Annotated in this window: 28 protein-coding genes and 1 pseudogene; 9 read left to right on the top strand and 20 right to left on the bottom strand. The window is 60.5% G+C overall.

The features are described from left to right. The first annotated feature begins 420 nt into the window (after positions 1 to 420). The gene (locus EHF33_RS21170) at positions 421 to 561 is read left to right on the top strand and encodes a hypothetical protein (RefSeq protein WP_164473544.1); all 141 of its coding nucleotides are present in this window, start codon (positions 421 to 423) and stop codon (positions 559 to 561) included. A 496-nt stretch (positions 562 to 1057) separates the two neighbouring features. Further along, a pseudogene (locus EHF33_RS21950) lies at positions 1058 to 1144 on the top strand (hypothetical protein); the annotation flags it as partial. A 63-nt stretch (positions 1145 to 1207) separates the two neighbouring features. Here the strand turns inward: EHF33_RS21950 and EHF33_RS21535 are convergent. Beyond that, positions 1208 to 1378 (bottom strand): hypothetical protein, encoded by a 171-nt coding sequence (locus EHF33_RS21535; RefSeq protein ID WP_241191333.1) that lies wholly within the window; start codon positions 1376 to 1378, stop codon positions 1208 to 1210. A 71-nt stretch (positions 1379 to 1449) separates the two neighbouring features. On the opposite strand from EHF33_RS21535, the gene EHF33_RS14980 reads away from it, so the two are divergent. From EHF33_RS14980 to EHF33_RS14960, 5 genes are all read left to right on the top strand, one after another. Next, the gene (locus tag EHF33_RS14980; RefSeq protein ID WP_124873614.1) at positions 1450 to 2109 is read left to right on the top strand and encodes a BON domain-containing protein; all 660 of its coding nucleotides are present in this window, start codon (positions 1450 to 1452) and stop codon (positions 2107 to 2109) included. Positions 2110 to 2205: 96 nt separating this feature from the next. Further along, the gene (locus EHF33_RS14975; RefSeq protein ID WP_124873612.1) at positions 2206 to 2613 is read left to right on the top strand and encodes a PRC-barrel domain-containing protein; all 408 of its coding nucleotides are present in this window, start codon (positions 2206 to 2208) and stop codon (positions 2611 to 2613) included. Between the two features lie 205 nt (positions 2614 to 2818). Further along, positions 2819 to 3226: an SDR family NAD(P)-dependent oxidoreductase gene (locus tag EHF33_RS14970; RefSeq protein ID WP_124873610.1), complete on the top strand. Its 408-nt coding sequence runs from the start codon at positions 2819 to 2821 to the stop codon at positions 3224 to 3226. A gap of 56 nt (positions 3227 to 3282) precedes the next feature. Continuing rightward, positions 3283 to 3630, top strand: coding sequence for a hypothetical protein (locus EHF33_RS14965; protein WP_124873608.1), 348 nt, complete (start codon positions 3283 to 3285; stop codon positions 3628 to 3630). Then, complete coding sequence (locus EHF33_RS14960) at positions 3573 to 3995, top strand: Tle-like phospholipase domain-containing protein (protein WP_478210379.1); 423 nt, start codon at positions 3573 to 3575, stop codon at positions 3993 to 3995. The genes EHF33_RS14965 and EHF33_RS14960 overlap by 58 nt, the downstream gene beginning before the upstream one ends. A 21-nt stretch (positions 3996 to 4016) precedes the next feature. Here the strand turns inward: EHF33_RS14960 and EHF33_RS21945 are convergent, their stop codons facing one another. The 11 genes from EHF33_RS21945 to EHF33_RS21165 all read right to left on the bottom strand — a co-directional run bounded on the left by EHF33_RS21945 (position 4017) and on the right by EHF33_RS21165 (position 13359). After that, positions 4017 to 5381, bottom strand: a complete 1365-nt coding sequence (locus EHF33_RS21945; RefSeq protein ID WP_124873284.1) for an IS4 family transposase — start codon at positions 5379 to 5381, stop codon at positions 4017 to 4019. A gap of 74 nt (positions 5382 to 5455) precedes the next feature. Then, the gene (locus EHF33_RS14950; protein WP_164473542.1) at positions 5456 to 6025 is read right to left on the bottom strand and encodes an HAD-IC family P-type ATPase; all 570 of its coding nucleotides are present in this window, start codon (positions 6023 to 6025) and stop codon (positions 5456 to 5458) included. 42 nt (positions 6026 to 6067) lie between these two features. Next, positions 6068 to 7185 (bottom strand): IS3 family transposase gene (locus EHF33_RS14945; RefSeq protein ID WP_124873238.1). Its coding sequence is split into 2 segments (ribosomal slippage): positions 6068 to 6933 and positions 6933 to 7185, totalling 1119 coding nucleotides; the frame shifts between segments, so codons are not numbered across the junction. Continuing rightward, positions 7160 to 8992, bottom strand: a complete 1833-nt coding sequence (locus tag EHF33_RS14940) for an HAD-IC family P-type ATPase (RefSeq protein WP_124873602.1) — start codon at positions 8990 to 8992, stop codon at positions 7160 to 7162. Before EHF33_RS14940 ends, EHF33_RS14945 begins: the two co-directional genes overlap by 26 nt. Before the next feature lie 498 nt (positions 8993 to 9490). After that, positions 9491 to 9874: a hypothetical protein gene (locus EHF33_RS14935; RefSeq protein ID WP_124873600.1), complete on the bottom strand. Its 384-nt coding sequence runs from the start codon at positions 9872 to 9874 to the stop codon at positions 9491 to 9493. Positions 9875 to 9952: 78 nt separating this feature from the next. Next, the gene (locus EHF33_RS14930; RefSeq protein ID WP_124873598.1) at positions 9953 to 10363 is read right to left on the bottom strand and encodes a PRC-barrel domain-containing protein; all 411 of its coding nucleotides are present in this window, start codon (positions 10361 to 10363) and stop codon (positions 9953 to 9955) included. 74 nt (positions 10364 to 10437) lie between these two features. After that, the gene (locus EHF33_RS14925) at positions 10438 to 10977 is read right to left on the bottom strand and encodes a Dps family protein (RefSeq protein ID WP_124873596.1); all 540 of its coding nucleotides are present in this window, start codon (positions 10975 to 10977) and stop codon (positions 10438 to 10440) included. A 46-nt stretch (positions 10978 to 11023) separates the two neighbouring features. Further along, positions 11024 to 11557 carry a general stress protein gene (locus EHF33_RS14920; RefSeq protein ID WP_124873594.1) on the bottom strand — a complete coding sequence of 178 codons (534 nt, stop codon included), beginning with the start codon at positions 11555 to 11557 and terminating at the stop codon, positions 11024 to 11026. Positions 11558 to 11684: 127 nt separating this feature from the next. Then, entirely contained in the window at positions 11685 to 12344 is a 660-nt protein-coding gene (locus EHF33_RS14915; RefSeq protein ID WP_124873592.1) for a BON domain-containing protein, read from the bottom strand. 364 nt (positions 12345 to 12708) lie between these two features. Beyond that, positions 12709 to 13116, bottom strand: a complete 408-nt coding sequence (locus EHF33_RS14910; protein WP_277425554.1) for a BON domain-containing protein — start codon at positions 13114 to 13116, stop codon at positions 12709 to 12711. 18 nt (positions 13117 to 13134) lie between these two features. Then, positions 13135 to 13359: a BON domain-containing protein gene (locus EHF33_RS21165; RefSeq protein WP_164473541.1), complete on the bottom strand. Its 225-nt coding sequence runs from the start codon at positions 13357 to 13359 to the stop codon at positions 13135 to 13137. A gap of 852 nt (positions 13360 to 14211) precedes the next feature. On the opposite strand from EHF33_RS21165, the gene EHF33_RS14900 reads away from it, so the two are divergent. Beyond that, positions 14212 to 15666, top strand: a complete 1455-nt coding sequence (locus tag EHF33_RS14900) for a PAS domain-containing protein (RefSeq protein ID WP_124873586.1) — start codon at positions 14212 to 14214, stop codon at positions 15664 to 15666. 541 nt (positions 15667 to 16207) lie between these two features. Here the strand turns inward: EHF33_RS14900 and EHF33_RS14895 are convergent. From EHF33_RS14895 to EHF33_RS14860, 8 genes are all read right to left on the bottom strand, one after another. Then, positions 16208 to 17251, bottom strand: a complete 1044-nt coding sequence (locus tag EHF33_RS14895) for an IS4 family transposase (RefSeq protein ID WP_124873585.1) — start codon at positions 17249 to 17251, stop codon at positions 16208 to 16210. Positions 17252 to 17263: 12 nt separating this feature from the next. Next, the gene (locus EHF33_RS21940) at positions 17264 to 17548 is read right to left on the bottom strand and encodes a transposase domain-containing protein (protein WP_124873584.1); all 285 of its coding nucleotides are present in this window, start codon (positions 17546 to 17548) and stop codon (positions 17264 to 17266) included. Between the two features lie 38 nt (positions 17549 to 17586). Further along, positions 17587 to 17793 (bottom strand): hypothetical protein, encoded by a 207-nt coding sequence (locus EHF33_RS14885; RefSeq protein ID WP_124873583.1) that lies wholly within the window; start codon positions 17791 to 17793, stop codon positions 17587 to 17589. Positions 17794 to 17943: 150 nt separating this feature from the next. Continuing rightward, positions 17944 to 18147, bottom strand: a complete 204-nt coding sequence (locus EHF33_RS14880; RefSeq protein WP_124873582.1) for a hypothetical protein — start codon at positions 18145 to 18147, stop codon at positions 17944 to 17946. Continuing rightward, entirely contained in the window at positions 18144 to 18437 is a 294-nt protein-coding gene (locus EHF33_RS14875) for a DUF2171 domain-containing protein (protein ID WP_124873580.1), read from the bottom strand. The genes EHF33_RS14880 and EHF33_RS14875 overlap by 4 nt, the downstream gene beginning before the upstream one ends. 233 nt (positions 18438 to 18670) lie before the next feature. Beyond that, positions 18671 to 19159: a universal stress protein gene (locus EHF33_RS14870; protein WP_124873578.1), complete on the bottom strand. Its 489-nt coding sequence runs from the start codon at positions 19157 to 19159 to the stop codon at positions 18671 to 18673. Between the two features lie 283 nt (positions 19160 to 19442). Beyond that, complete coding sequence (locus tag EHF33_RS14865; RefSeq protein ID WP_277425553.1) at positions 19443 to 20009, bottom strand: universal stress protein; 567 nt, start codon at positions 20007 to 20009, stop codon at positions 19443 to 19445. A 58-nt stretch (positions 20010 to 20067) separates the two neighbouring features. Further along, the gene (locus EHF33_RS14860) at positions 20068 to 20439 is read right to left on the bottom strand and encodes a hypothetical protein (RefSeq protein WP_124873574.1); all 372 of its coding nucleotides are present in this window, start codon (positions 20437 to 20439) and stop codon (positions 20068 to 20070) included. A gap of 637 nt (positions 20440 to 21076) precedes the next feature. On the opposite strand from EHF33_RS14860, the gene EHF33_RS14855 reads away from it, so the two are divergent. After that, positions 21077 to 22786, top strand: coding sequence for a DUF2207 domain-containing protein (locus tag EHF33_RS14855; RefSeq protein ID WP_124873572.1), 1710 nt, complete (start codon positions 21077 to 21079; stop codon positions 22784 to 22786). Positions 22787 to 22857 lie beyond the last annotated feature (71 nt).

The following is a 22857-nucleotide window of genomic DNA, read 5'->3' as shown; positions in this document are numbered from 1 at the left end:
GGGCCAGATGTCACCGCCACATCTGTACGGTAAGCTGCACTGTGAAGGACTGCGTCATGTCTAACCCTGACGTTGCCGCGACCATGGTGCGCCGCTGTACAGGCCTGAAGTCGCTCGCTGCGCGGCTGGCACGGGATAAAGCCCACCAGCACTGGCCAGGTTTGAAGCCGTTCAGCCGGGAAGGGGTGAAGGATGGGCGGTGTGGCCAAGCTCTGGGTGGGCGATGACTGGCGGTTCAGTTTGCCCACCCAGGCGGTGTCCATTAGGGGAAGAGTGAACAGTGACCACGGCAATCAAGACGCTACACCCGCTGAATACGGATCTCAGCGCTGACCCGGGGCGCTGTCCAGCACGTCACGTCAATGAGCGCTGGCTTAGCCTGAGCGGACTGCGTGGGGCGGTGGGGTCGGCAAGGTGGCCGTGCCGAAGGTCAGCGCCGCGACGCAGCAGCGCGGCGACCTACAGCTCATCAAGTCTTTTGCCAGCTTTGAACATCTGCTGACGCTCACCGACGATCAGTCTGTCCATGATTTGAGCGACCAGACTGTGCATTCAGGCTGAGCGCCGCCACGCTGGCCCTGTCCGTTGGCGCTCCCCTCGATAACGCTCCGGTTGGCGAACGCGGCCTTTCTTTATGGTTGCCGCCGCCTCGTCGTCACCCGTCCGGTATTCCCCCAGCAGCGCGGCGTGAGGTCTGGAGCGCCGCGCCGCGTCCCTATTCCTGCCTGCGGGCAGTTATGACGAAGCCTGAGGGCCAGGGTCGTCGGAGCGTTTTCCACCAACGCCGACGTTGACGACGAACGCTCCGGAGCCTCCCAGACCTACCGTACTGATAAGCCAAGATTACTTCGGAGCGCACCCCAGTTCTTCGGCCTCCCTCTTAGAGAGGGATTTTTCGATGTCAGGCTTTGCGGGTCAACCGCAAGGCATTCGGGCACGCTCACGGTAAGGAGGAGCAGATGATGCATGACCAGCAGCTTCTAGAACAAGTGAGAGCCGAACTTGGGTTCATGCTGAGCCTTAACCGTGCACAGATCGGCATCATGACCGCCGGCACATGCTCACGTTGGCGGGTACAGTGAACACCTCCGCACAGAGGCAGGGGGCCGCTTGGGCAACCCAGCGCGTCAACGGCGTGCATGGTGTCGCCAACGAATGGATCACCAGGCCAGCCCCGCTGCACCAGCAAAGCGGCACTCGTACCGCGCTAGCCGCGCCGGGTAGCTTCCTCTGGCACCAGATCAAGGCCCTGAACACCGCCGAAATCGAGGTGGAGCAAAGCTGGATGACTCCGAGCGGCCAGATCCACTTCTGGGCGCAGCGGGAACGAGCGGTCGATGCAGCCCGGAGCGCTGTGGGCGCGGCCGAAGTTAATCACCACGCCAAAGTGGCTGCCCCCGCGTGGTTCGCCCTGTGATTTCGCTGTTCACCGCCGCAAGGAGCTGGAACATGACCATCATCAATGACGGACAACTGCAAAGCGACGTGATGGACGAACTTCTCTTCGAGCCGAGCCTCGACGCGGGCCAGATCGCGGTCAGCGTTAAGGGCGGCATCGTGACCCTGGCGGGAAGCGTGGCGAACTATCCCGAGAAGTGGGCCGCCGAGACTGCCGTCAAGCGGGTGAGGGGAGTGCAGGGGGTGGCCGAGAAATTGACCGTTCACTTCAGGAATGATCCCCAGCACAGCGACGCGGAGATCGCCAGAGCGGCCCGCCAGGCGCTGGAGTGGAGCGCGGCCCTGCCGGATCAGGATATTCAGCTGCGGGTCGAGAACGGCTGGATCACCCTCGAGGGTGTGGTTGAGTGGCAGGTTCAGCGCCAGCGTGCCCATGACCTCGTGGCGAATCTGCTGGGGGTCAGAGGCGTCAATACTCTGCTCACCCTGAGGCCTCAGGTCACGTCCACAGGCATCCATACCCGGATCGAGGCGGCCTTCAAACGCAGCAGCGAACTGGACGCGGGCCGGGTGCAGGTCGAGGTTGTTGATGGAAACGTCACGCTGCGCGGTGAGCTGCCCAACTGGACGGAGATCAACGCGGCGGGCCTGGCAGCGTGGAATGCGGCGGGCGTCATCACCGTCGACAACCAGATCCGCATCGAAGCGTAAGTCGCCCCGAACGCTTCACCGCGCCGTTTCTTGATCCGCTTTCCTCTGCCAGCGCCCGGTCGGGTGGCCGCTGACAGCCTGATCACAGGAGTTCTGATGACCCAGCATGACGATGACAGCCAGAACCTGCTCGAGAAACTCGGCGACACCAACCTCACTCTCAGCAACCCCAGCGACGATATCCGCAGCCACAAAGTCGTGGACGCCAACGGTGAAGCGCTCGGCCACGTCAGCGCCCTGTTTACCGATAAAAAAAACCGCAAAGTGCGCTTCTTACAGGTCGGTGCTGGAGGGTTTCTGGGCATGGGTGAGCGGGAATTTCTGGTGCCCATCGAAGACTTGAGCAGCACGTCGCGTGCCGAAGTCCGCATCAATCACAGCCGTGACCATGTGGTTGCCGCGCCGCACTTTGATCCCAAACTGACCACGAACTACACCCATGATTTCTTTTACCCGTATTACGGTTACTACGGCATTTCTCCGTACTGGGGCCGCATGTACTGAACAGGTATTCGATCCAGTCTAGGCCACTCGGGTACCGCCTGGACTGCGTCCGTCATACCAATCACCAAAATTCCAGATGCACTTTCAGAAAAACGCTGAAAGCGCCTCCTCCATTTCTGTGATTGGTATTTTTCACGACACACTCCGTTCGGAGAATTGAGCTTTTTAGAAGCTCAATTCTCGGTGATTGGTATCAGGAGCAGATATGAGACTCTCAAGTAAAGTGGCTGTTATTACAGGTGGGGGTAGCGGCATCGGCAAGGCCACGGCCCTGAAGTTTGCGCGCGAAGGTGCCCGCATCGTCGTGTTCGAGCTAAACGAAGAGCATGGGCGTCTGGTGGTGGATGAGATCATCTCCCAGGGACAGGAAGCGATGTTCATCCGGACTGACGTATCGGTGTTTGAGGACGTGCAGGCGGCGGTGACGCTGGCCGCCGAGACGTATGGCCGCCTTGACATCATGTTCAACAATGCGGGCATCGGGATCAATAAGCCTCTACTCGACCACGAACCCGCCGACTTCGACCGCGTGGTGAAGGTCAACCAGTACGGCGTGTTCTACGGGATCCTAGCTGCCGGACGGAAATTGAATCTCAGGCCAGAACGCTTCTGAGCCGCTGCGCCGCCGCACTCAGCCTGTACCCAGTCTGGGAACGGCACGACTGGGTCATGCCGGAACCCAAGTGGGCGCTGCATGTTTACGGTGGGCACTTCCTGAACCTGGGACGAGTGGCGCGTCAGCTGGGCGGCGTGCGGCATCAAGGAAGGAACGGCTACTTGCACGTCCCCAGCGGGCTGGCCTTCGCGGCCCATCAGGCTGCGCACGGCCAGGTGACCCTGGTACTGGGAGGCCTTAACTCCAGTGACGGCGACGGTCAACTGCACAGCCTGCTCGCCGAGGCACAACAACTGGGTGCCGGGCTGCTGAACGTGGTGGGAGGCGTACCCAGGCTCTACCGCTGGGCAGACCGGCTCACCCTGCTGCTGCACCACGAACTGTCGCAGAAGGGCCGCTGACCCTGACCGGGCATTCGCTCGGAGGCGGGCTGGCTCAGTACGCTGGACTGATGAACAATCTGCCAGTTCTGGCCTTCAGCCCTACCGCCCTGGGCCGTGACGTGCTGGAGGAAACCGGACGACTGGCCGATTCAGCAGCCATCATCCAGCTGATTCGCAGTTACTCGCTGGCCGGTGATCCCATTCCTTCCCTTGGAACCGGTCGGTTGCATGCTGCCGTGGTCGGTGAACATCTGTGGCTGCCACCGGCACCAGGGGTACCTCCGGTACGGTACGCCACCAACCACGGCCAGATCTATTCGCATCTGGCCGCCCATCTCCAGGCCCGGTGGCCCGACTTGCCCAACGCCACCCCAGGCTTCTGAAGCCTCATCGTTACCCACAAATTAGGGTGAGGGGGCAGGGGGGCACCAGGTAAGATCAAGCAATCGCATCCAACCTCTCCACAACGTCTGCCAACCTGGTTCTCCGTCACTCTTACGTGCCAGAAACCCTCCTAAATTTGCTACAGCACGCCAAAAGACACGTAAGGTTAGGGATGTTGCAGGTTGATGAAGTCGATAGGCGACTACTCGGCAGAGTGGTTCAGGGATCAACTGGCGAGCCAGTTGATCCCCATCTTCACGTGAAGCATTCCGGAGCCACAATAAACGCACAGCGACGATGGCGAGGAAGCCCAGCAACCTGTGAAGACGCTTCCCAGAACGGAGTTGCCGGGCTTCCATTCGGCAGCCTGATTTGAGGCATTTGTGATATTCCTCGATGTTCCAGCGTAACGAATACCAGGAGAGGCGCTCCAGAGCAGCTTCCACCGTGAGGCACGGAAGCGTGCTGACCAGAAGCCACTCCACGGCATCGCCCGAAGTTGCGAGGTCAAAGGCACGAACGCACCATACCCGTTGAGCGGGGAACCCCCGCTCAGGGCCATTTCTGGGCGCACACAGTTGGCAGGTGTCAAAGGCGATACCGAGCTGAACAGGCGTGACGACGTGGGTTTTGGGGTCTCGATACTTCAGCAGTGTGGTCGTGACCGGTGGTTTTGCCCGCATCCACTCCATAAGACGCTGTGAACCTTCATTGGTTTCAACGCAGCGGTTTTGGGCCACCCGCATGACCACTTGCCACTGGAGGCTCCGTGCGATCCGTAGGTAACTGAACACGTCACTGCCACGATCCCCCACACTGATCCAAGTACAACCAGGGGGCACACCGCCGATCGCCTGTACAGTATCAGCCCAGACATCGTATTCCGTATGTCGTCCTGCACGTTCTGTACGGGTTTCATGTCCTTTGTGTCGCTCTGTCCTCGTCCAGACATGCTGCCACGCTAGGCCGAGGACGCTGGCTCCACTGGATGTCGGTGTGACTGCAAGCGCTGAATGCATCAGAAATCCGCGCCCGCGTGTGTCACCGATATGACCCAAACCAGTCGTGGCGACGTGTGGGCTGAAATCGAGCTCAGTTGTGTCCTGAATGAAGAGGACGGGCAGCGCAGACTGCGCTGCCCGTCGGGTATGTTGCCAGTGAACGGCTGATAGCAATTCATGACTCAAGCGCTCTTCGTCAAGCAGTCGATAGGCCGCTTTGACATCGCTCCAGCAACCACATTGCTGCGGCAGGGAGCCCTCTGGAAACCGTGCCAGTGCCGCCCCTAAGCTGACAGCTCGCTTTGTTCGCCGTCTATCCCCAAGGTCGAGAGAACTCCATTGCTCCTCCGCCCATTGCCGGGCATCCAACCAATTGGTGTCCATTCTTCAGTTTGCGCCACTTGTGGGTAACGATGAGGCTTCTGAAGCCTGGGGTGGCTCAGGCTCTATGCTGCGAGCTACCGCGCCCGCAGGGCATTGAGAATCACCATCACATCGACGGCCTCCTGCGCCAGCGCGCCGATCACCGGCGGAATCAGGCCGAAGGCGGCAAAACCCATCAGGCCGAAACTCAGGCCCAGGCCGACGAAGATGCTCTGCCGAGCGATACGCAGCATCCGCTGGCCCACCTCCACGGCATCAGCCACCCGGGTGATGTCGTCGACCAGCAGCACGATGTCGGCGGCCTCAGCAGAGATGCCGGTGCCGTGCGCCCCCATCGCCACCCCCACGGTGGCCGTCGCCAGCGCTGGGGCATCGTTGATGCCGTCGCCGACCATCACCACTGACGCGAACTGGGCCTTGAGTGCCCGGATGGCCTCGACCTTGCCTTCAGGCAGCAGCCCAGCCTCGAAGCTGTCCAGGCCCGCCTGCTGCGATACCCCGCTGGCATGTTCGGCCCGGTCGCCGGTTAGCATCACGGTACGCTTCACCCCCAGCTGTCTCAGGCGGTTCATCAGTCCGGGTACCCCGGGGCGGAGTTGATCGCTGAAGGTGACGGCCCCCGCGTAGTGGCCGTCCAGCGCCACGTAGCTCGCCAGATGTGAGGTGCTCCCAAAAACCGATCCGGGTCAGGATGGAGTCTCCGGCGGGCGGCGAGTTGAGGCAAACTGCGCTGCGAATGCTCCTGGAGCGAGATTTCCCAGTGCCGAGTGCGGCCTGATGTCATTATAGTCGATCCTCCACTTCTCAATCTTCTCAGCGGCGTCATCCAACGACAGAAACCAGTGGGTATTCAGGCACTCGTCCCGGAAACTGCCATTAAATGATTCGATGTATCCGTTGTCTTGAGGGCGTCCTGGACGGGAAAAATCAAGGGTGACTTGGCGCTGATACGCCCACAGGTCTAGCGCTTTGCTGATGAACTCACTCCCATTGTCGACTCGGATCTTGCCAGGGGCCCCACGGCCCCTGGCGGCCTCGGTCACCACTTCGACCACCCGCTCGGCTTTGATACTTTGATCGACGTGGATTGCCAGGCACTCCCGTGTGAAAATGTCGATCAAGGTCAGGGATCGAAAGCGTTTACCATTAAATAGTGCGTCTGAGACGAAATCCATCGCCCAGACCTGGTTGGCCTGGATAGGTTCTTCTCGCGTCGCGCGATGCGCGGCACATACCCGGCGTCGAGGTCGCTTCATCCGCAGATTGAGCCCAGCTTGTTTGTAGAGCCGGTAAATTCGTTTGTGATTGATCTTCCAGCCTTCACGGGCCATCAAGACATGAATACGCCGGTAGCCATATCGTACCCGCGTCTGGGAGATCTCGGTCATCCGCTTCAGGATGACTGGCTCCTGAGTGTCCACCAGCGGTTGATACCGCTGGACGGAACGCCACACCTTGAGCACCCGACACGCTCGCCGCTCGCTGATCCGATACGCCCGCCGCAGATGAGTGACTAAAACGCGCTGCTGGACGGGCTTTAGAGCTTTTTTGCAATCACATCTTGGAGCATGGCTTTGTCCAGACTCAGGTCGGCGACCAACGCTTTGAGCTTGCGGTTCTCCTCTTCGAGCTGCTTCAGACGGCGTAACTCACTCAGACCCAGACCGCTATACTTCTTTTTCCAGTTGAAGAACGTCGATTCAGCGACGCCCATTTTCCGACAGACTTCACCGATAGTAACACCGGTTTCTACTTGTTTGAGCGCGAAGCTGATCTGTTCATCGGTGAACTTTTTTCCCTTCATGCTGACCTCCGGGGACGTCGTCCCTCAGTGTGCCAGATACTCCATTCTCATATGGCTCGGTTTTCCGGGAGCACGTCAGATGATCCGTTTGAAGTGCGTCCGGGGGCAGGGGCTGGCCGGTGATCCCGGCGATAAACGCTGGCGATCCGATGGCTACTTCGCGCCCCGCGATCTCGGCCTGCACGCCTCCACCCGCCACCTCGCGGACATGTTGTGGCAATGCCCCCTGATCAGCGCTGGCTTTGAATGCGGCAGCCGTGAGCGCCTGGGCCAGAGGATGAGACGACAGTTGCTCGGCGTGGCCAGCCAGCTGCAGCAACTCCGGGCCAGACTGGCCGCCGAACGGCACCACCTGCTCCACGCTGGGCGAGCCGAAGGTCAGGGTGCCGGTCTTGTCGAAGACCATCGCCTGAACCCGCCCGATCTGCTCGATGGCCGCCCCACCCTTGACGATGATGCCGAAGCTGGCCGCCCGGTTGATGCCGCTAATCACCGCCACCGGCACCGCCAGAATCAGCGGACAGGGGGTCGCGACCACCAGGACCGCGAGCACCGTGTCGGCCTGCCCGGTGATCAGCCAGCCGAGGCCCGCCGTGAGCAGAGTGACCGGCGTGAACCACACGGCGTAGCGGTCGGCCAGACGTTGCAGCGGCGGCTTGTCCTGCTGGGCCTGCTGGACCAGCGCTACGATCTGCGCGTACTTGCTGTTGGCGCTGAGTTGCGTCGCCCGCAACTCGAAGGCGTCGCCGGTGTTGACGCTGCCGCTGAGCAGCGCCGCCCCCTGCATTTTGGGAGCGCTGACAGCCTCGCCGGTCAAGGCGGCCTCGTCGATCTCGGCCTGAGCGGCGAGCAGGACGCCGTCAACGGGGATCAGGTCGCCGGGGCGCACCACCAGCATGTCGCCGATGTGCACCTCCTCGACCCCGATGTCCTCGATTCCTGACGCTGTTTTTCGGTGGGCGTGGCGGGGTGCGCGGGCCAGCAGCTTTTCCAGTGACGACGAGGCGCGGCGCAGGCTGTACTTCTCGAGCGCCTCGCCGCCGGACTGCATAATCACGATGATCAGTCCAGCGAAAGACTGGCCCATGACCACAGCCACCACGATGGCCAGCATGGCGACCACGTCGGTGGCGAAATTGCCGTGCAGCATGCCCCGAACCGTCCGGTACACCACAGGCGTGCCGCCCAGCACCAGCGTGCCCAGCCAGATTAAATTGGCAATGTCAGGCTGGCCGAAACCGAACCGGAGGATGGCCCCGGTCAGCAGACCGAGCAGCGCAAATAGCAGCACCCAGTTTTGCCGGGCCGCCGTCCAGATCCACGACGTTCCTGAACCTTCCAGCAAGGGGCCGGGAACTTTCGCAGGTGGCCCAGTTTCAGGTGGCTCAGTTTCGGGCGTTTCGGTCACTTCCTCAATCACTCCGGTATTGAAATAATGGATGAAGTGGGCCTGAGCGCCGAGAAACGCGGCGACGAGCGGCGGGTAAGCGGGACTGTGCCTGGGCAAGCGCACCGCGAGAACTAAGCGCCCGGCAGCCAGATACTCCGCGTAGAGCTGAGCGTCGGTGTGTTCCTCCATCAGGTCTTCCGTCCAGCGCACGAAGCGCCCCAGCAGGCCATGCTGGACACCGTCGGCGTCCAGCCAGCACTCGCCCGCTTCGCCGGCCAGCACTGTCACGTCTTGGTCGGGAATGCCGAGCGCCACCACGACGCGCAGCGCCTGCTCAAGCGCCTGCGGCGTGTCAATCACCCCGACGAGCTGCTGGTCAGGGTAAAACGAGAAGGTTCTGTTGTTTGTATGGGTCATCTGTATTCCTTAAACCAGTCGCCAAAAATTTCCCTCATCAGTTGCACTCGTGGTGAGCGATCACGAGTGCAAGAGAGGGACGCCAGATGATTTGAACCGCGTCATCCTTGCCACCACACTTCTGGTGATTGGTCTAAACTTGACGAGGGAAAATCAGCATCAGGCGTTTCAGACTGGACGACTGGTCACAGCTGATTCGGAAGATCAGGCCGTCCCGGCCCCGTTTCGTCACAAAGCCAGTGAAGGTTACACCACTGAAGTCACCAGCCCTTGGAGCATTTGTCAAAAAAGAAGCTTTTTTTGACCGACCAACGGGAGCGAAATAGAGAGAGCGTTTGGGAGGATGGATGCCTGAGCGTGCTTTTTGCTCAGGCATCTATTCGGACAAATGCTCTAAACGGCGGTTGACTTGAATTGGACGGCGTCACTCGCTAGAAAGGCCACGATCTCGGTAAATGACGTCGCAGGGCACAACGGCCACCACCCGGATGCCGGTCATTACACCTTCTTGGTTGAAGTGTCGGAAACGGGAGCGTCCGTGCGCTTGGAAGCGACGGCTTCACTGAGACTGCGGGTTGCTGAAGTCATGGCGTCCAACAGCTTGACCTCGGCAGCTTCGACCGAGTCATGGACGCTGCCGTCCACTTTCGAACGTGTGGCTTCCAGTTTTGTTCCAGCTTCGTGCAGCTTGGCTTTGATGGCACCCTGCTCGCTCTCGGCCCGCAGCTTGAGTGTCCCGCCGAGTTTGACAGCCTTGGTCTGAAGCTTTTCCAGCTCGGCCTTGAAATTTGCTTTGCTGTCACCGCCGAGTGCCACGATATTGCGGTGGAGTTCTTGCGTTTCGCTGCGGAGTGCATCTAGACTTTGTTCTGACTGTGTCATGATTGATCTCCTTGCTCAGATCGTGCATCGGTACTGAGCCACCGCGTTCTTGCAGCCCCCACTGGACTGGGTGCAGCTTCAGTACATGCCGCCGCCCCAGTAAGGAGTAATGCCGTAGTAGCCGTAATACGGGTAAAAGAAATTGCGGTCGTATTTCGTGGTCAGCTTAGGGTCAAAGTGCGGCGCGGCGATGACCTGGTCACGGTTGTGGCTGATGTGGACTTCGGAATGCGACGTGCTGCTCACGTCTTCGATGGGCACGAAAAATTCCCGCTCACCGATGCCCAGGAAGCCCCCGGCACCCACCTGCAAGAAGCGAATCTTGCGCTCACTCTTGTCGATGAACAGAGCGCTGACGTGACCGATATCCTGGCCGTTGGCGTCTACCACCTTGCGGCCACGGATATCCTCGCCAGGATCGCTGAGCATGAGGTTGGTGTCGCCGAGTTTTTCAAGCAGGTCTTGGCTGTCATCGCGTTGCTGTGTCATGGCTGTTCCTTTGTGCTGAGATCAAAGCGTGGTGGGTGTGGGGGCGTAACCGGCCAATCGCTCGGGGTACGCTGTTAGCGGGTGTGCTCCAGTCCCTGAGCGGCCTCGAACAGAAACCAGGTGCGGCGTTCGGTTTCGTCGATGATGACTTCCAGCAGGCTGGCGGTGGCGAAGTCACGGCTGGCGTCACAGACCTCGTGGGCAGCGCGCTGGTTTTTGGCGAGCGCCCCGTTGTCGTTCATCAGCTCAGTCAACATGTCGAGCGGCGTCACGAACTCAGTGTTGTTGTCCTGCACGGTCTGGAGCTGTGAAATGTGCCCGATGCTGCGTAGAGTGGTGCCTCCCAGCTTACGCACGCGCTCTGCCAGCGGATCAGTGCTGCCCAGCAGCTGCTCTGCTTGCTCGTCAAACATCAGGTGGTAGTCACGGAAATGGCTACCCGACAGATGCCAGTGGAAGTTCTTGGTTTTCAGGTAGACCGCGAAGGCGTCCGCGATCAGGGGATTGACGGCGCTGATGACGGCCTGCGCCTGCTCCAAGTTCAGGTCGGTGGGGGTCTTGAGGGCCGCTGGAACAAAATCGGCTTCGGGAAGAGCTTTAGTGGCAACAGTCATGGTGAACTCCTGTGGTCGTGAGACTCTGAAGGTGGTCTGGAGTAAATCAGGCCGTCTTGGGAAGCAGCTCGGTTCTCGCGGATACGTCCACGCTCACCGCCCCGCGCCGCTCAAGAACCTGACGAACGGTATGTGAATGCGCTTCGTCGGCATGCACCAGCACCAGAAAATGGCCTGCCCGGACGACGCTCTCGTACTTGATGGCTCTGTCACGCGACAGCCCGAACCCCAGCAGCGCACCGATCAGCACGCCACTGGCCGAACCGACCGCTACGCCTTCGACCAGGCCCAGAAAACTGGCGGCGAGCGACCCAGCGACGACCAGTGGGCCGACCCCGGGAATCCATAGAAAGGCTGCACCCGCGAGAACGCCGAATAATCCGCCCCACCACGCACCGACCCCGGCTCCGCTCTTAGCCACGTCTCCGGGCGTGATAAAGCCCTGAACCTGCTCGGTGGTCTGCAAATTCTGCGCCACGATCGACACGTCCTTGAGAGGGACGCCTGCCTCACCCAGCGCACGAATTGCCGTTTCTGCCAGGTCGTGGGTTTTGAAATCTCCGCTGACAATTTGATCCATGATTCTCCTGTACTGCGGGCCTGAACGCCTACCCAATGAAACAAAAGTGTTAAAGTTCTGCCCAAGAATGGACTACGGCCTCTTTGCGTATTCTCTGGAATCAGCGCAAAACCGTGTCAGAACCTGATTACAGCCCAATATGAATCTGGTTGTTGACCGTAGTGACGCCGGCGGCATTCCAAGCGGCCAGTCCTGCGGCGTCAATCTCGGTCCAGTTGGGAAGCGTGCCGCGCAAAGTAATCTTGCTGCCTTCGATCTCGACCTGAACCGACTCAAGGTCACTGCTGCGCTTGAAGGCCGCCTCGATGTTGGAGCGCACATCAGCGGAGGCGACCCGGGGCGTCAAGGTGATCAGGTTGCTGACGCCCTTGACACCGAGCAGGTGGGCGACCACGGTGTAGGCGTTCTGGCGCTGAAACTGCCAGTCGACCGTTCCTTCAAGCGTGACCCAGCCATCCTCGACCCGGATCTGGACACTCTTCTCCGGAACGTTAGCGCTCCATTCGAGGGTGCGGCGAGCGGCCCCGGCAATATCTTCATCGCTGTACCGGGTGCCAGGCCTGAAATTGAAATTGACGGTCAGTTCTTCGGCCACGCCTTTCACACCGAGTACCCGCTTGACCGCGCGTTCAGCGGCCCACTTCTCCGGAAAATTGGCCACGCTCCCCGACAGGGTCACGATTCCGTTCTTGACCGTCGCGGTGATCTGAGCCGCGTCCAGGCTCGGCTCGAACAGCAGCTCGGCCAGCACGTTTTCTTGCAAGACGATGTCGTTGATAGTGATCATGCGATCTCTCCTCGAAGTGGTGAAGAGCGGAAGTCAGTTGCCTGACCATGTGGGCGCAGCAGTCTTGATGTAGTTCCGTCCCCGGTAACGCCCACGCTGCTCTAGGCCGCGTTCGCCGCCTGTTCACGCTCGGCCCGAGAACACGTCTGAGTATTCAGCGTCACCATGAGCCGTCACGCCGATCTGCACCGAATTTGACCCTGTGCGAACCCGAGTCCTGCCATCCCCTGCTTTCTGAAGGAATGGACTGTAATGAGGCTGGCCTTCGTCACTCAGATTTGCGCGGGGTATCGAGGACTAAACGTTTCTTGATCCGGGCGGCCCGGCGGCTTGCCCCCAGCTGTCCGGATGTAGAGAATGCCGTTCAGTCCAAAACGGTGACGTTGTCGTTGACGTTCAGCACGCCGGGTGCGGCCCAAGCTGCATTCTCAATCACGTCTCTTTCCATGTATGAGCGTACATTGCCCGTCAGCGTGACGGTATCGCCCTTGACGTTCACCGTGATGTTGCTGGCGTCCACGTAAGCGCTGCGAACCAGGGCAGATTGAATGCGTCCCTGCACGTCGTCGCTGGTGGGTTTGCTCACCAACGTGATCAGGTTGGTGAAGTTCTTCGCGCCACTGAGAAAGCGCACGCTGTTGTACGCCGCATTGCGCTGATACTGCCACTCGACCTGGCCCGAGAGCGTCAGCCAGCCATCACTGACGCTCGCCACAACTCCCATCGGCACGTCATCGTTCCAGTCAAGCGCTGTTTGCGCGGCGTCTTGAATGTCGGCGTCGCCCCGGCTCTAGACAGGAATCACTCTGAGGTCTTCCGCCATTACAGCTGTGACGCCCTTGATGCTCCAGGCGTCGTCGATTGCCGCGAACTTGGCGGCGAAATTCGTGACGCTGCTCAGGAGGGTGACCTTCCCACTGTGAACTTCAACAGTGATATTACCCTCGTCCACACTGGGATCATCAAGGATTTGGGCCTGAACATCATCGTATACGTGCTGGTTACTTCTGGTCATGGTCTCTCCCTGGTGCTCACGACTTGGATACGTGAATCGCCATGTGGTGCGGTAAAACTGAAAGGCGGCGCTAGCGCATACCAACCTCCACCTAACGCTAGAAAATTTGGCCCAGGTGATCCGGGGTGCCGCTGCGGGCTGTGACATCCAGTCGGCGCTCATTCACAGTAGGTCTGGGCGGTACAGAGGCGTCATCACCAACGTGGGCCTTATCGTCACGTTGTCGTGCCTTTCGCGGGTTGGTTGCTTAGCTTATTTGTGCGGTCACGGTACCTATGTAGGTTCGCAAGAGGCCTACAGGGCGGGCCGGATAGCTGTACTAACACCAGCGACTGGCCGGGCCTGAACCCCGCTCCTGACCCCACATCGTCTTGACTGGATGAAGGTTGTTCATGCTTGCCAACCTCGGGCTTGGCGAGTGGGCACTCTTGCTGGTCAAGGATGACCTGCCCTTCTTCCCAGCCAGCCGTGGTGAGCCAGAAATCCAGCAAGAGTCAGCCACGCCAAGGCCGTCAGAGCCGTCCTCCAAGGCTGATGCGGGTTATGTTCGTTTCGTGTGCAGATCGCAACGGAACTGATTTTCCCACTCCACAGAAGCAATCTGTCCTTATTCCTTCTCCCACTGTCTTGGGTAGAGTGGACGCCCTTGAAGACGCCTGCCCGCTGCCCGAATTTCCAAGTGTCCTCAACAACTTTAGATTGGAGTCCGTATGATTGATGACACTTCAAGGTCGCCAACACAATGGTTAGCGACACGGGGATGGCCGTATTTGAAGTTAATCTGTTCCTAACGCTCATCGCTGATGAGACCTTCAGGACAAAGACGTAAACGCGCCGCCCCGGGAAGAATGCATGAACAAACGCCACATCCAAAACAAAAACAAAGAGAGCAGCGTATCTATCGCCGCGCTCGTCCGGGCGCTTCCTCAGGCGGCCATGGTGACCGATGGACAGGGCCGCGCCTCTCACGTCAACGCGCACTGGGCACAGTCCACCGGCCTGAACATCTCCCAGTCGTTTGGGCTGGGCTGGCTGGAAGCTGTTCACCCGAATGACCGGGAAGCGGCCAGCGCGATGTGGGGCCGCACTGCGCCCAATAGACAACCTGTTGAGGCGGAGTACAGGACGCGCTGGAACGGCGACACTGACTGCGTCTGTGTGTGGTATCACGCGCCGCTGCTGGAGGGCAGTACACGGCTTTGGCTCTGTACGGTTGCTCAGCGGCCTGCACTTCTCCTCAGGGAGATGCAGCGTGAACCCGAATTGGGCAGCACACTCCTCGAAACCACGAACTTGGAGCAACCCACAGCTATGGAGTTGGAACGGGAACGGATACTGGAGCAACTGGCGTTGGAACAGGCCGATTTGAGAACGGTTCTGGATCAGCTTCCGCTGGGACTTCTGGTGGTCTCGGCAGACACCCGGCGTATCCGGCTGGTCAACCCGCAGACCGAGCAGATTTTCGGCGTGTCTCTGACGGTTGGGATGACGTTGGGGCGCATTGAGGCACTGAGGTATTCTCGTGACGAAATCACAGCGCCAGCTGATTTTTCGCTGCACCGGGCGCTGGCAGGCGTGCGCGTCGAGGGGGAAGAAACTGAAATTGGCCGCCCGGATGGCAGCCGCGCCACCATCCGCTCCAACGCGGTGCCCATTTATGACCGGCAGGGAGAGCTGGTCGCGGCAGTCCTCAGCACCGAGGACTTGAGCGCTCAGCGCCGGGCCGAGGCCGAAGAGGAGCGGCTGAGCGGCTCGCTCCAACGCGCCAGAGAAGCCCTGACTCTGCACGGCGGTCGCCCAGTGACCCCAGAGCGGTTCCTGAAGCTGATGGGCGAACTTTATGAGCAGCTTGGCCAGCCGCAACTGGAAGGTCGCTTGATTGCCCTGCTGCTGCTGCGGGCCGAGCCAGTATCGGTGGGCGAGGTGGCGAGTATGTTGAGCGTCAGTAAAGTGGCGATATCCAAGGTCAGCAACGCCATGTTGGAACGCGGCGATCTGCAGATCATCAAGTCGTTTTCCAGCCGTGAGCATCTGCTGACCCTGACCGATCACAACTACATCCGCGACCTGAGCGTGCGCCGGGTGGCGAGCTGGGCGATTTCGATTCTGTGTGACTCGCTGCTGGAAACCAACCACCTCGATCCGGCCATCACCGAGCAGATCCGCAATCACTTGGAAACACATACTCGGGTCGCGGTGGCATTGGAGCAGGTGCTGTCTCCTATTGAGCGCCGTCAAGCCAAGGCGCTGGCCGATCACCTGCGTGAGAACTGGGACGCCGTGTCCCCAAAAAGCGAGAAGTCGTAATAACGGCCTAAAAGCTGTGTACACCGGAACGGGAAAGCCGCTCACGTCGTCGGTCAAGCCCAAGCGCCTCAATCCGCGCGGCGATCGGGAGCGTGACGGGTTCGGCGATCGGGCTGTGATGGCTTCCAGTCCCATCCCTCACACCCTGCTGAAGTGACGCTGATCGCCAATCCGGCGGTTGATCATGCCGTCCAGCCTTCATGAATAGTGGCGGTGAAGCCCGGCCAATCTTGGTCGGCCACCAGCCACGGTTCTGGCAAGTTGTTGCCGACAGGTGTAATCGAGGAGCAACGGTAGCAGGTGGCCTGAAGTTCAGGCCACCTGCTGCACAACGGCCTTCCAGCTTCGTAGCGTGGCGCTCAGGGAAATCGGTCATTGGCAGGGATGGTTGAGCGGGCAGGGCCGTGAAGGTTAGCAATTCTGGCGTGTAGGTCGAAAAAACCTTGCGCCCGTTTGACCTGCCGGAATCCCAGTTGGCTCTGTTCCTGACGTCGTGTAGGACGATGAGAGGTTGTGTTGCCTTAACTTCAATGCCAGTAAGTTAAGAAGGGAGCGGGGCACTGGCACGCACTTTTCTTGGATAGCAGATCATCTTGATTTTGACAGCCCTCGGGTACGAGCGAAGTCGTTTCACCGGAAGCACCAGCAACGCGATGTCACTAGCAAGTTGTTCCAGATACTTCGGCAGACGACCCGCAGCCACCACCCATGCGCTGAGCCACAACGTCCGGATCAGCAGCAAACTGGTCCGGTACGAAATTCGCAAAGGACTGACCTCCAGCTGACCGGCCACCCGGGCCATTTCCAGACGCACCAGGTTGTACACCACAGCCAGCGCGCACAGTTCCTGCCGAATGCGGTCTGGTGTCTGGGAGCGCAACGCCTCCAATCGCTCCAGAGTATGCGTATGGAGCTCGTCAAATCCAGTTTCGAGTTCCCAGCGCTGGTGGTAGAGCTCAATGATTTCAGCCGCTGGGTAGCGCTCGGCGTCCAACATCGACGTCAGCAGCCACTGTGGCTTAAAGCCCGGAAACTGGTAGCAGATGACGCGGATCTGCATGCTACGTGGCAGCGTGGGGTCAGACCTGCGCGCAGGTCTGCGAAAAGGAACTTCAGCGATAACCTCATTCGGTCCCAGGATTTCCAACACCGTCCACACCAGGTTGCTTTTGGCTCCTACGAGCCAGCGGCACTCTTCGCCCCGCTGCTGATGGTAGTAAAACCGTCCGTCGTCTATGAGCCCTTGGTCAACCATCAACACGCAGTGGTCAGGCAGCTGTTCATCGAAGCCGCTGGAGAGCGATTCCTCGCTCTCCGTGTATGCGCCGACCTTCAGATCCAGCAGGAAATGCGACCCGAGCGCCATCAGGCCGACAACCCGGGCTTGCAGATAGGCGCTCTCACGGTGTGCACCACTCGAAGGCAGAGTGAAATGCGCGCGATTCTCGTCACTGTCCGGGACCCGGATCATCGTGCCATCAATGCCGAGTACCGCCAGGCCCCGCCAACGGTTGGCGTCAAGCTGCTCGCGACCATGACGAGTGACAACGGCATCGAACAGGTGTTTGAAGGGAGCGATTCCCAGTCGGTCGCGGGCCTATACCAGGCCCACCGAACTGGTGGTCGTCTTCCCGGTGTGATCAGGGAGGACTAGATGCAACTGGTCGCATACCGCCTGAATCGAGCGGTCGCGCAGGAGCGCCATGCCGAGCATCAGCCACACGGCGTGTTCCGCGGGGAGCTTCCGGCGTCGAACCGAAGCGGTTCCCGTCGCTTCGAGGGCTTGCGTCACCAACGCGGCGTCGAGGCTCTTTGCAAAGGTGTCGAGGTGGTTGAGTGGCTGATCGCGAGCCGTGGTCAGTAGTGCGGTACCAGGGTTCATCCTTCATCTTGACACTTTCACCGGTCTGCCCGAACCCCTTAACTTACTGGCATTGAAGTTGAGGCAACACAACCGCTGATACTCACGAGCGGTTCACCGCCCTTGTACCAGGCGAAGCCGGTGAGGGCGACTGGCCTGCCTTTCAGGCCGTTTTGCTGGATGACGCGGGCCAGGGTCAGTTGCGCCGGGCTGAGGTCGTTGATCCAGGCGGGAGCCGCATTTGTGAACGTCTGGGTTGTGGTCATTGGTTACTCCTTGAGGATGCTTCGGTTTGGGCAGGCAGCGTGAACGGGCACGGGCACAAGGTCAGCGCCGGTTTAGTCGGGCCTGCCGCTTCAGGGTGAGGAATTCCGTGGCCGTACTCAGCACCCAGAGCAGTCCACCTGAAAAGGACATCAACCTTCCTGTGGACGCGGTGGGAGTTGTCTCTGGTTGAGCCCTACCATGGTGTCGGGATCGTCACCACAGCCGCCCTCGTTCACCCAGCGGTCCAGGGCGATGACCCCGGGCGGAATCACCGAGATGACCGGCTTCAGCGCGGTTGGTTGATGCTGTCCGCCACGGTTCAGCTCGGCGGCGGATAAGCCGTGCCCGGTCATGGTCGTGCTTGCGGGCGTGTCGGTCTGTCGGCTGGCCAGGCTTTCAGCTCGGCTTTGGTCAGCCAGCCTGTTAGAGCGGTGGACGGCGTTCTGGACAGATGCACCTGGCGGTTCGCGACGCCGTCGACCCAGCTTCTGGGGATGTAACGGCGTTTCCCATCTGGAGCGTCACGGCGGCGCAGTTTGATGAAGTTCTTTTTCAGACCCGCGATCCGTCCGAGGCACACGGCCTCGTCACCATTTCCGGCCTGCACGATCATGCCGCACTTGATGTGACCTACTGGGTTCATATCAGACCTCCGGGGTTCACTTGATGGTCTTCAGTGAGGCTTGCAGGATCTGCCTCTGCCCTTCGATAGGTGCTGTGTGTGAAAGGCTGAACAGGATATACGGTTACAGGGAAGTGAGGTCTCTCCTACTGGCCGAGTCGTTCAGCGTCAGGCCGGTACCGCCCTGGCCCTTGACGCCGTGATCACACCGGCAGTGTGGGCCTCGTAACTGACCGAACCGCCTGGCGTGCCGGTCATACCCTTGTCTCCTGAGAACCGTTCACCGCGTTCCAGGCGTTCCGTTCAGGTGCTTGGATCAGCAGTACCGGCACGCTAACTTGCCGCATGACCGATTCGGCGACGCTGCCCATGAACAGATGGGCCAGTCCGCTGCGCCCGTGCGTGCTCATGACCACCAGCTTGGCCCCGCACCGATCGACCTCCTGCGCGATGACTCTTTCAGTCTTGAGATCCTGCTGTTCACGCCAGACGACCTCGGTGCCGGGGTAGTCCAGCGTTCGCCGGGCCGCCTCGAGAATGCGTTTGCCCTCAGCCAGCAGCAAGTCCTGTTCTTCAGAGGAATGGGAGGGGTAAGCAACCCCCTCGACCTGAGGAAGAAAGCGCGGCACGACGTAAAGCAGGGTCAGTTTGCTGTGGTATTTGCAGGCGAGGTCGGCAGCGACGGGCAGGGCCAGGTGGCTCAGTGGACTTCCGTCGGTGGTTACCAGGATATGACCGAACATAGACGTCTCCTTTGTGGCGTACCCTCAGGGTGGCCCTGGGCTGTTACCGGGCCGTTACGGGTGCTGGAGCTGGGTTGCGTTCTGAATCTGCACATCGCTGGTCTGCGCTTCCTATCCGCACACCCCGCCAGCCATGTCCTGAATGCACCACCTGATCCAGTGGTGAGCACCGCGCAGACTCCCCACGATCAGGTTGGTGTCCCCACAGGGCCACTGCCATCAGGAGCAGGATTCAGGGCTACCGCCAGAACTTGGCCTTCCTGTTCCCCTGATCAACGTACTCTCAGCAAGTGACTGAAGCGTTACGGTGCGCTGACCTTCTTGCCAGCCTGGTTTCAGGAGTCGCGCGTATTCGGAAGGACTCCGTCTCCGCCAAGATATTGTCCCAACGATTGCTCACCGGCCTGTTCGAGCGGTACGGCACCACCTGAACGGGGGTGTGTGCGCCCAGCAACACCTGCTCCACGACTCGCCCGAGCCTCCTTCCGCTGGGGTTCCCCTGACCGTGCAGGCCGATCACGATCAGTTCTGCGCCCAGTCGATTGGCCACCTCCAGGATGGCCAGCGCGACCCCGTCTTTACCCCTGACATCGCCCGCCGGGCCGTTTACTCCAGGCTGATGTCCGTTGAGTTCGCTTCTGGCGGGAACGATCAGGCAGCTCGGCGGACGGCGGCTTAGCAAGCTGAGCTCCCGCAGGAGGGTCTGCGCCGCTTCCAAATCTAGAGGCCCCGATTCATGCGCTTCGAGCACATGGAGCAGCGTGACCTTCCCGCCGGTGGCACGCGCCACATCACAGGCATGCTGGGCCGCATCGCGACTCCACACACTGAAATCCACCGCAACAAGCATCTGGCGCAACACAGGCGTGACCTCCTCGGTTCTCTGTCACCAGCTTGGTCTACGCGCCTTACCGTCCCGTTACCGGAAGACTTTCGCGGCGGCCTGAATTGGGCACGCCGATGTACAGCGCGTCTTGTCTGAGGGTAAAGCCCAGTGTTCGGGCGGCCTGCGTAAGAAGTGCTTGCTCATGCACCGTCCAGGTTCCCACGTGTGGCGGACGCGAGACGGCCAGCACCGCCTCCAGCGTGCCGGACTGGCCGACGATCGGCACCGCACCTGCGGCAGTTGGCTTCGTTTCAGGTTCGGCGGTCAGAAGGAGCGAGATATTCTCGGCGTACTGCGCTTCACCGGTCTGCACGAACCTGACGGCAAAGCGCGACGGCGTCCAGCGGCAGAGCGCCGAGTTCCAGAAGCGGATGAAGTTCAGGGGGGATTTCACCGCCGCACCGGAAAAAGCAGTTGACAGGGGCTATCCGCTCCCGAGTAGCTGGAAACCGAAGCGTACCGACCACAGTGCATCCATGCCGGAAACGCATCGGTAATGCGGCCGGACAACACTCAGGTTCGGATGATACGTACACCGCTCACCTTCCAAGACAGCAGAGCGCTGGACAGCAAGATTAACGGCGAGGCTGCGCATTTCACCGCCTATTCACCTCGGGACATGATCTGCAATGGCGTGGGTGGTTCCAATACGATTGCCAGCGATAGACGAACCAGCAGAGCGGCTCCGAACGGTGGCGCGGCTCACCCGGCGCGTCCACCGCTCTCCTGGGGCCCGTCTTCCGGCTGCTCTCCCAGCACTTTATCGACCATCAGCGTCTGATCCACTCTCTGAAGGTCAATTATGACCGTCGCCCGCGACGTCACCGTCAATCCTCGCGGGCGACGGTAAGGTGGAATTCAGCACTGGCCAGACGACATCCGCGTCCACACGCTTTTACTGGTCACTCCAACGTAGGCGGGCAAATTATGACGGCTCCCTGCACAAGCGTAGCGAATGAGGAGCGTAGGTTCGGAGACAGGGCTTACCGGCTTACAGCGTGAACCAGAGCTTTTTAGGCAGGAGGTACACTATGAAACTTCGTCACATTTGGATCAGTGGCCTCACGCTCGCCGTCCTCGGTCTTCCCACCGGCACGGCTCAGAACGTCAAGAAGACCTACAGCGCCGAGCGTTTTGACAGCGCTATTCAGGTGGAACGGGGCGGCTCGCTGCTCATCACGGAAACCACCACCTTTAATTTCGCGGGCGGCCCGTTTACCTTCGTTTTCCGCGAATTGCCGCTGGGCAAAACGGACGGTCTCTCGGTGCTGAGTGCCAGCGTGGACGGCCTGGTGTACCCCATCGGCAACCAGCCGGGACAGGTGGAAATCAGCGGCAGCGATCCCAGGCGCGTTACCTGGCACCTTGAGCCACTGAGTAACGCTACCCGCACCCTCAAACTGACTTACCGGGCCAGCGGCGTGGTGCGCCGGAAAGACGGCAGTGACGCCTTGATCTGGCAACCACTGCCCGACGAATACGCCTATCCCATCGCTGAGAGCCGAACCACTTTCAGTTTTCCAGCAGCGGCCACTCTCGTGGCTGCACCGGTGGTACAGCGCGGCACGGCGACCATTCAGCAAGCCCCCAACCAGGTCACGTATACCGCTCAGAACTTACAGCCGAACGCACTGTTGATTGTCGAACTGCCGTTCAGGGAAGGCAGCCTGATCGCCGGGCCGCCCCAATGGCAGATTGACCAGGAGCGCAACGCCGAGCGCCTGCCTTACTGGATCGGCGCGGCCATCCTGCTGCTAATCGGGGGACTGGCGTGGATGTGGACTTACCAGCGGCGGCACAGTGCCGTGAGCGTGAGCGTCTCGGGAAGCGTGACCACGCCGCCCAGCGCCTTGCCGCCCGCTCTGGCCGGGGCACTGGTGAGTGGGGGAACGCTCAACTGGAACCATCTCCAGGGCACGCTCTACCGTCTGGCCGAGCGTGGTGTGCTGGTTATTGAGCAGCAATCTGACGTAGACAAGGGCAGCAAGCCTGAGTTTGCCATCCGTCTCCTTGACCAGAAAGCCGAACTGGCACCGCACGAACGGGGGCTGATAGACATGTTGTTTGCGGGCGAAAGTAGCGCACAGTCTGCGCTCAAACAGCCATCGGTCAAGCTCTCGCAGGTCAGCCAGAAAACACAGGGGCGTGGCTGGAAGCTGTTCACGGTGCCGCTTCAAAGCGAACTGGGCCGGGCCGGATTCATCAGCGAGGAGCGGCAGAGCGAGCGAAACACGCTGATCTACCTCAGCATCGCGCTGCTGGTGCTGGGTGCACTCGGTATGCTGCTGACGGCCATCTGGGGCGGGCCACTCGGCTACGCCCCCTTCACGGTGGCCATTGCCGTGGTGGTGCTGGGCCTGGCGGGGTCGTTGCTGGGCCTGAGTATGAAGTCGCTATCGGACAACGGGGCTCACAGCGCTGCGAGTTGGCAAGCCTTCCGCGATCACCTGAAGGCCGTGACCAGAGGGGATGCATCGCTGGGTAACCCGGCGGCATTTGAGCGGCTGTTGCCCTACGCTGCCACCTTCGGACTGGCCCACCCCTGGATCAAACAGGCTGGGCAATCCGGCGCGGCGCGGCTCCCCGCCTACTTCAAACTGCTGCCCTCCACGCCGGACAATTCTGGCTGGGCACTGTTCATGATCATGCAGGTGGCGGTCAGCAGCACTGGAAGTGGCTCGTCCGGGACTGGTGGTGCGGGCGCAGGCGCAGGGGGCGGCGGTTCCAGCGGGGCTGGGTAAACCTGATTTCGGCCTGATGTGAGGAACGCAACCAAATCCTGCGTTAACAGTACTGTCAATCTGGTCTTTAC

Source organism: Deinococcus psychrotolerans, assembly GCF_003860465.1.
In the GTDB taxonomy this organism is placed as follows: domain Bacteria; phylum Deinococcota; class Deinococci; order Deinococcales; family Deinococcaceae; genus Deinococcus; species Deinococcus psychrotolerans.
The sequence above is the reverse complement of the archived record's forward strand: the minus strand, read 5'-3'. Positions and strand labels throughout refer to the sequence as shown.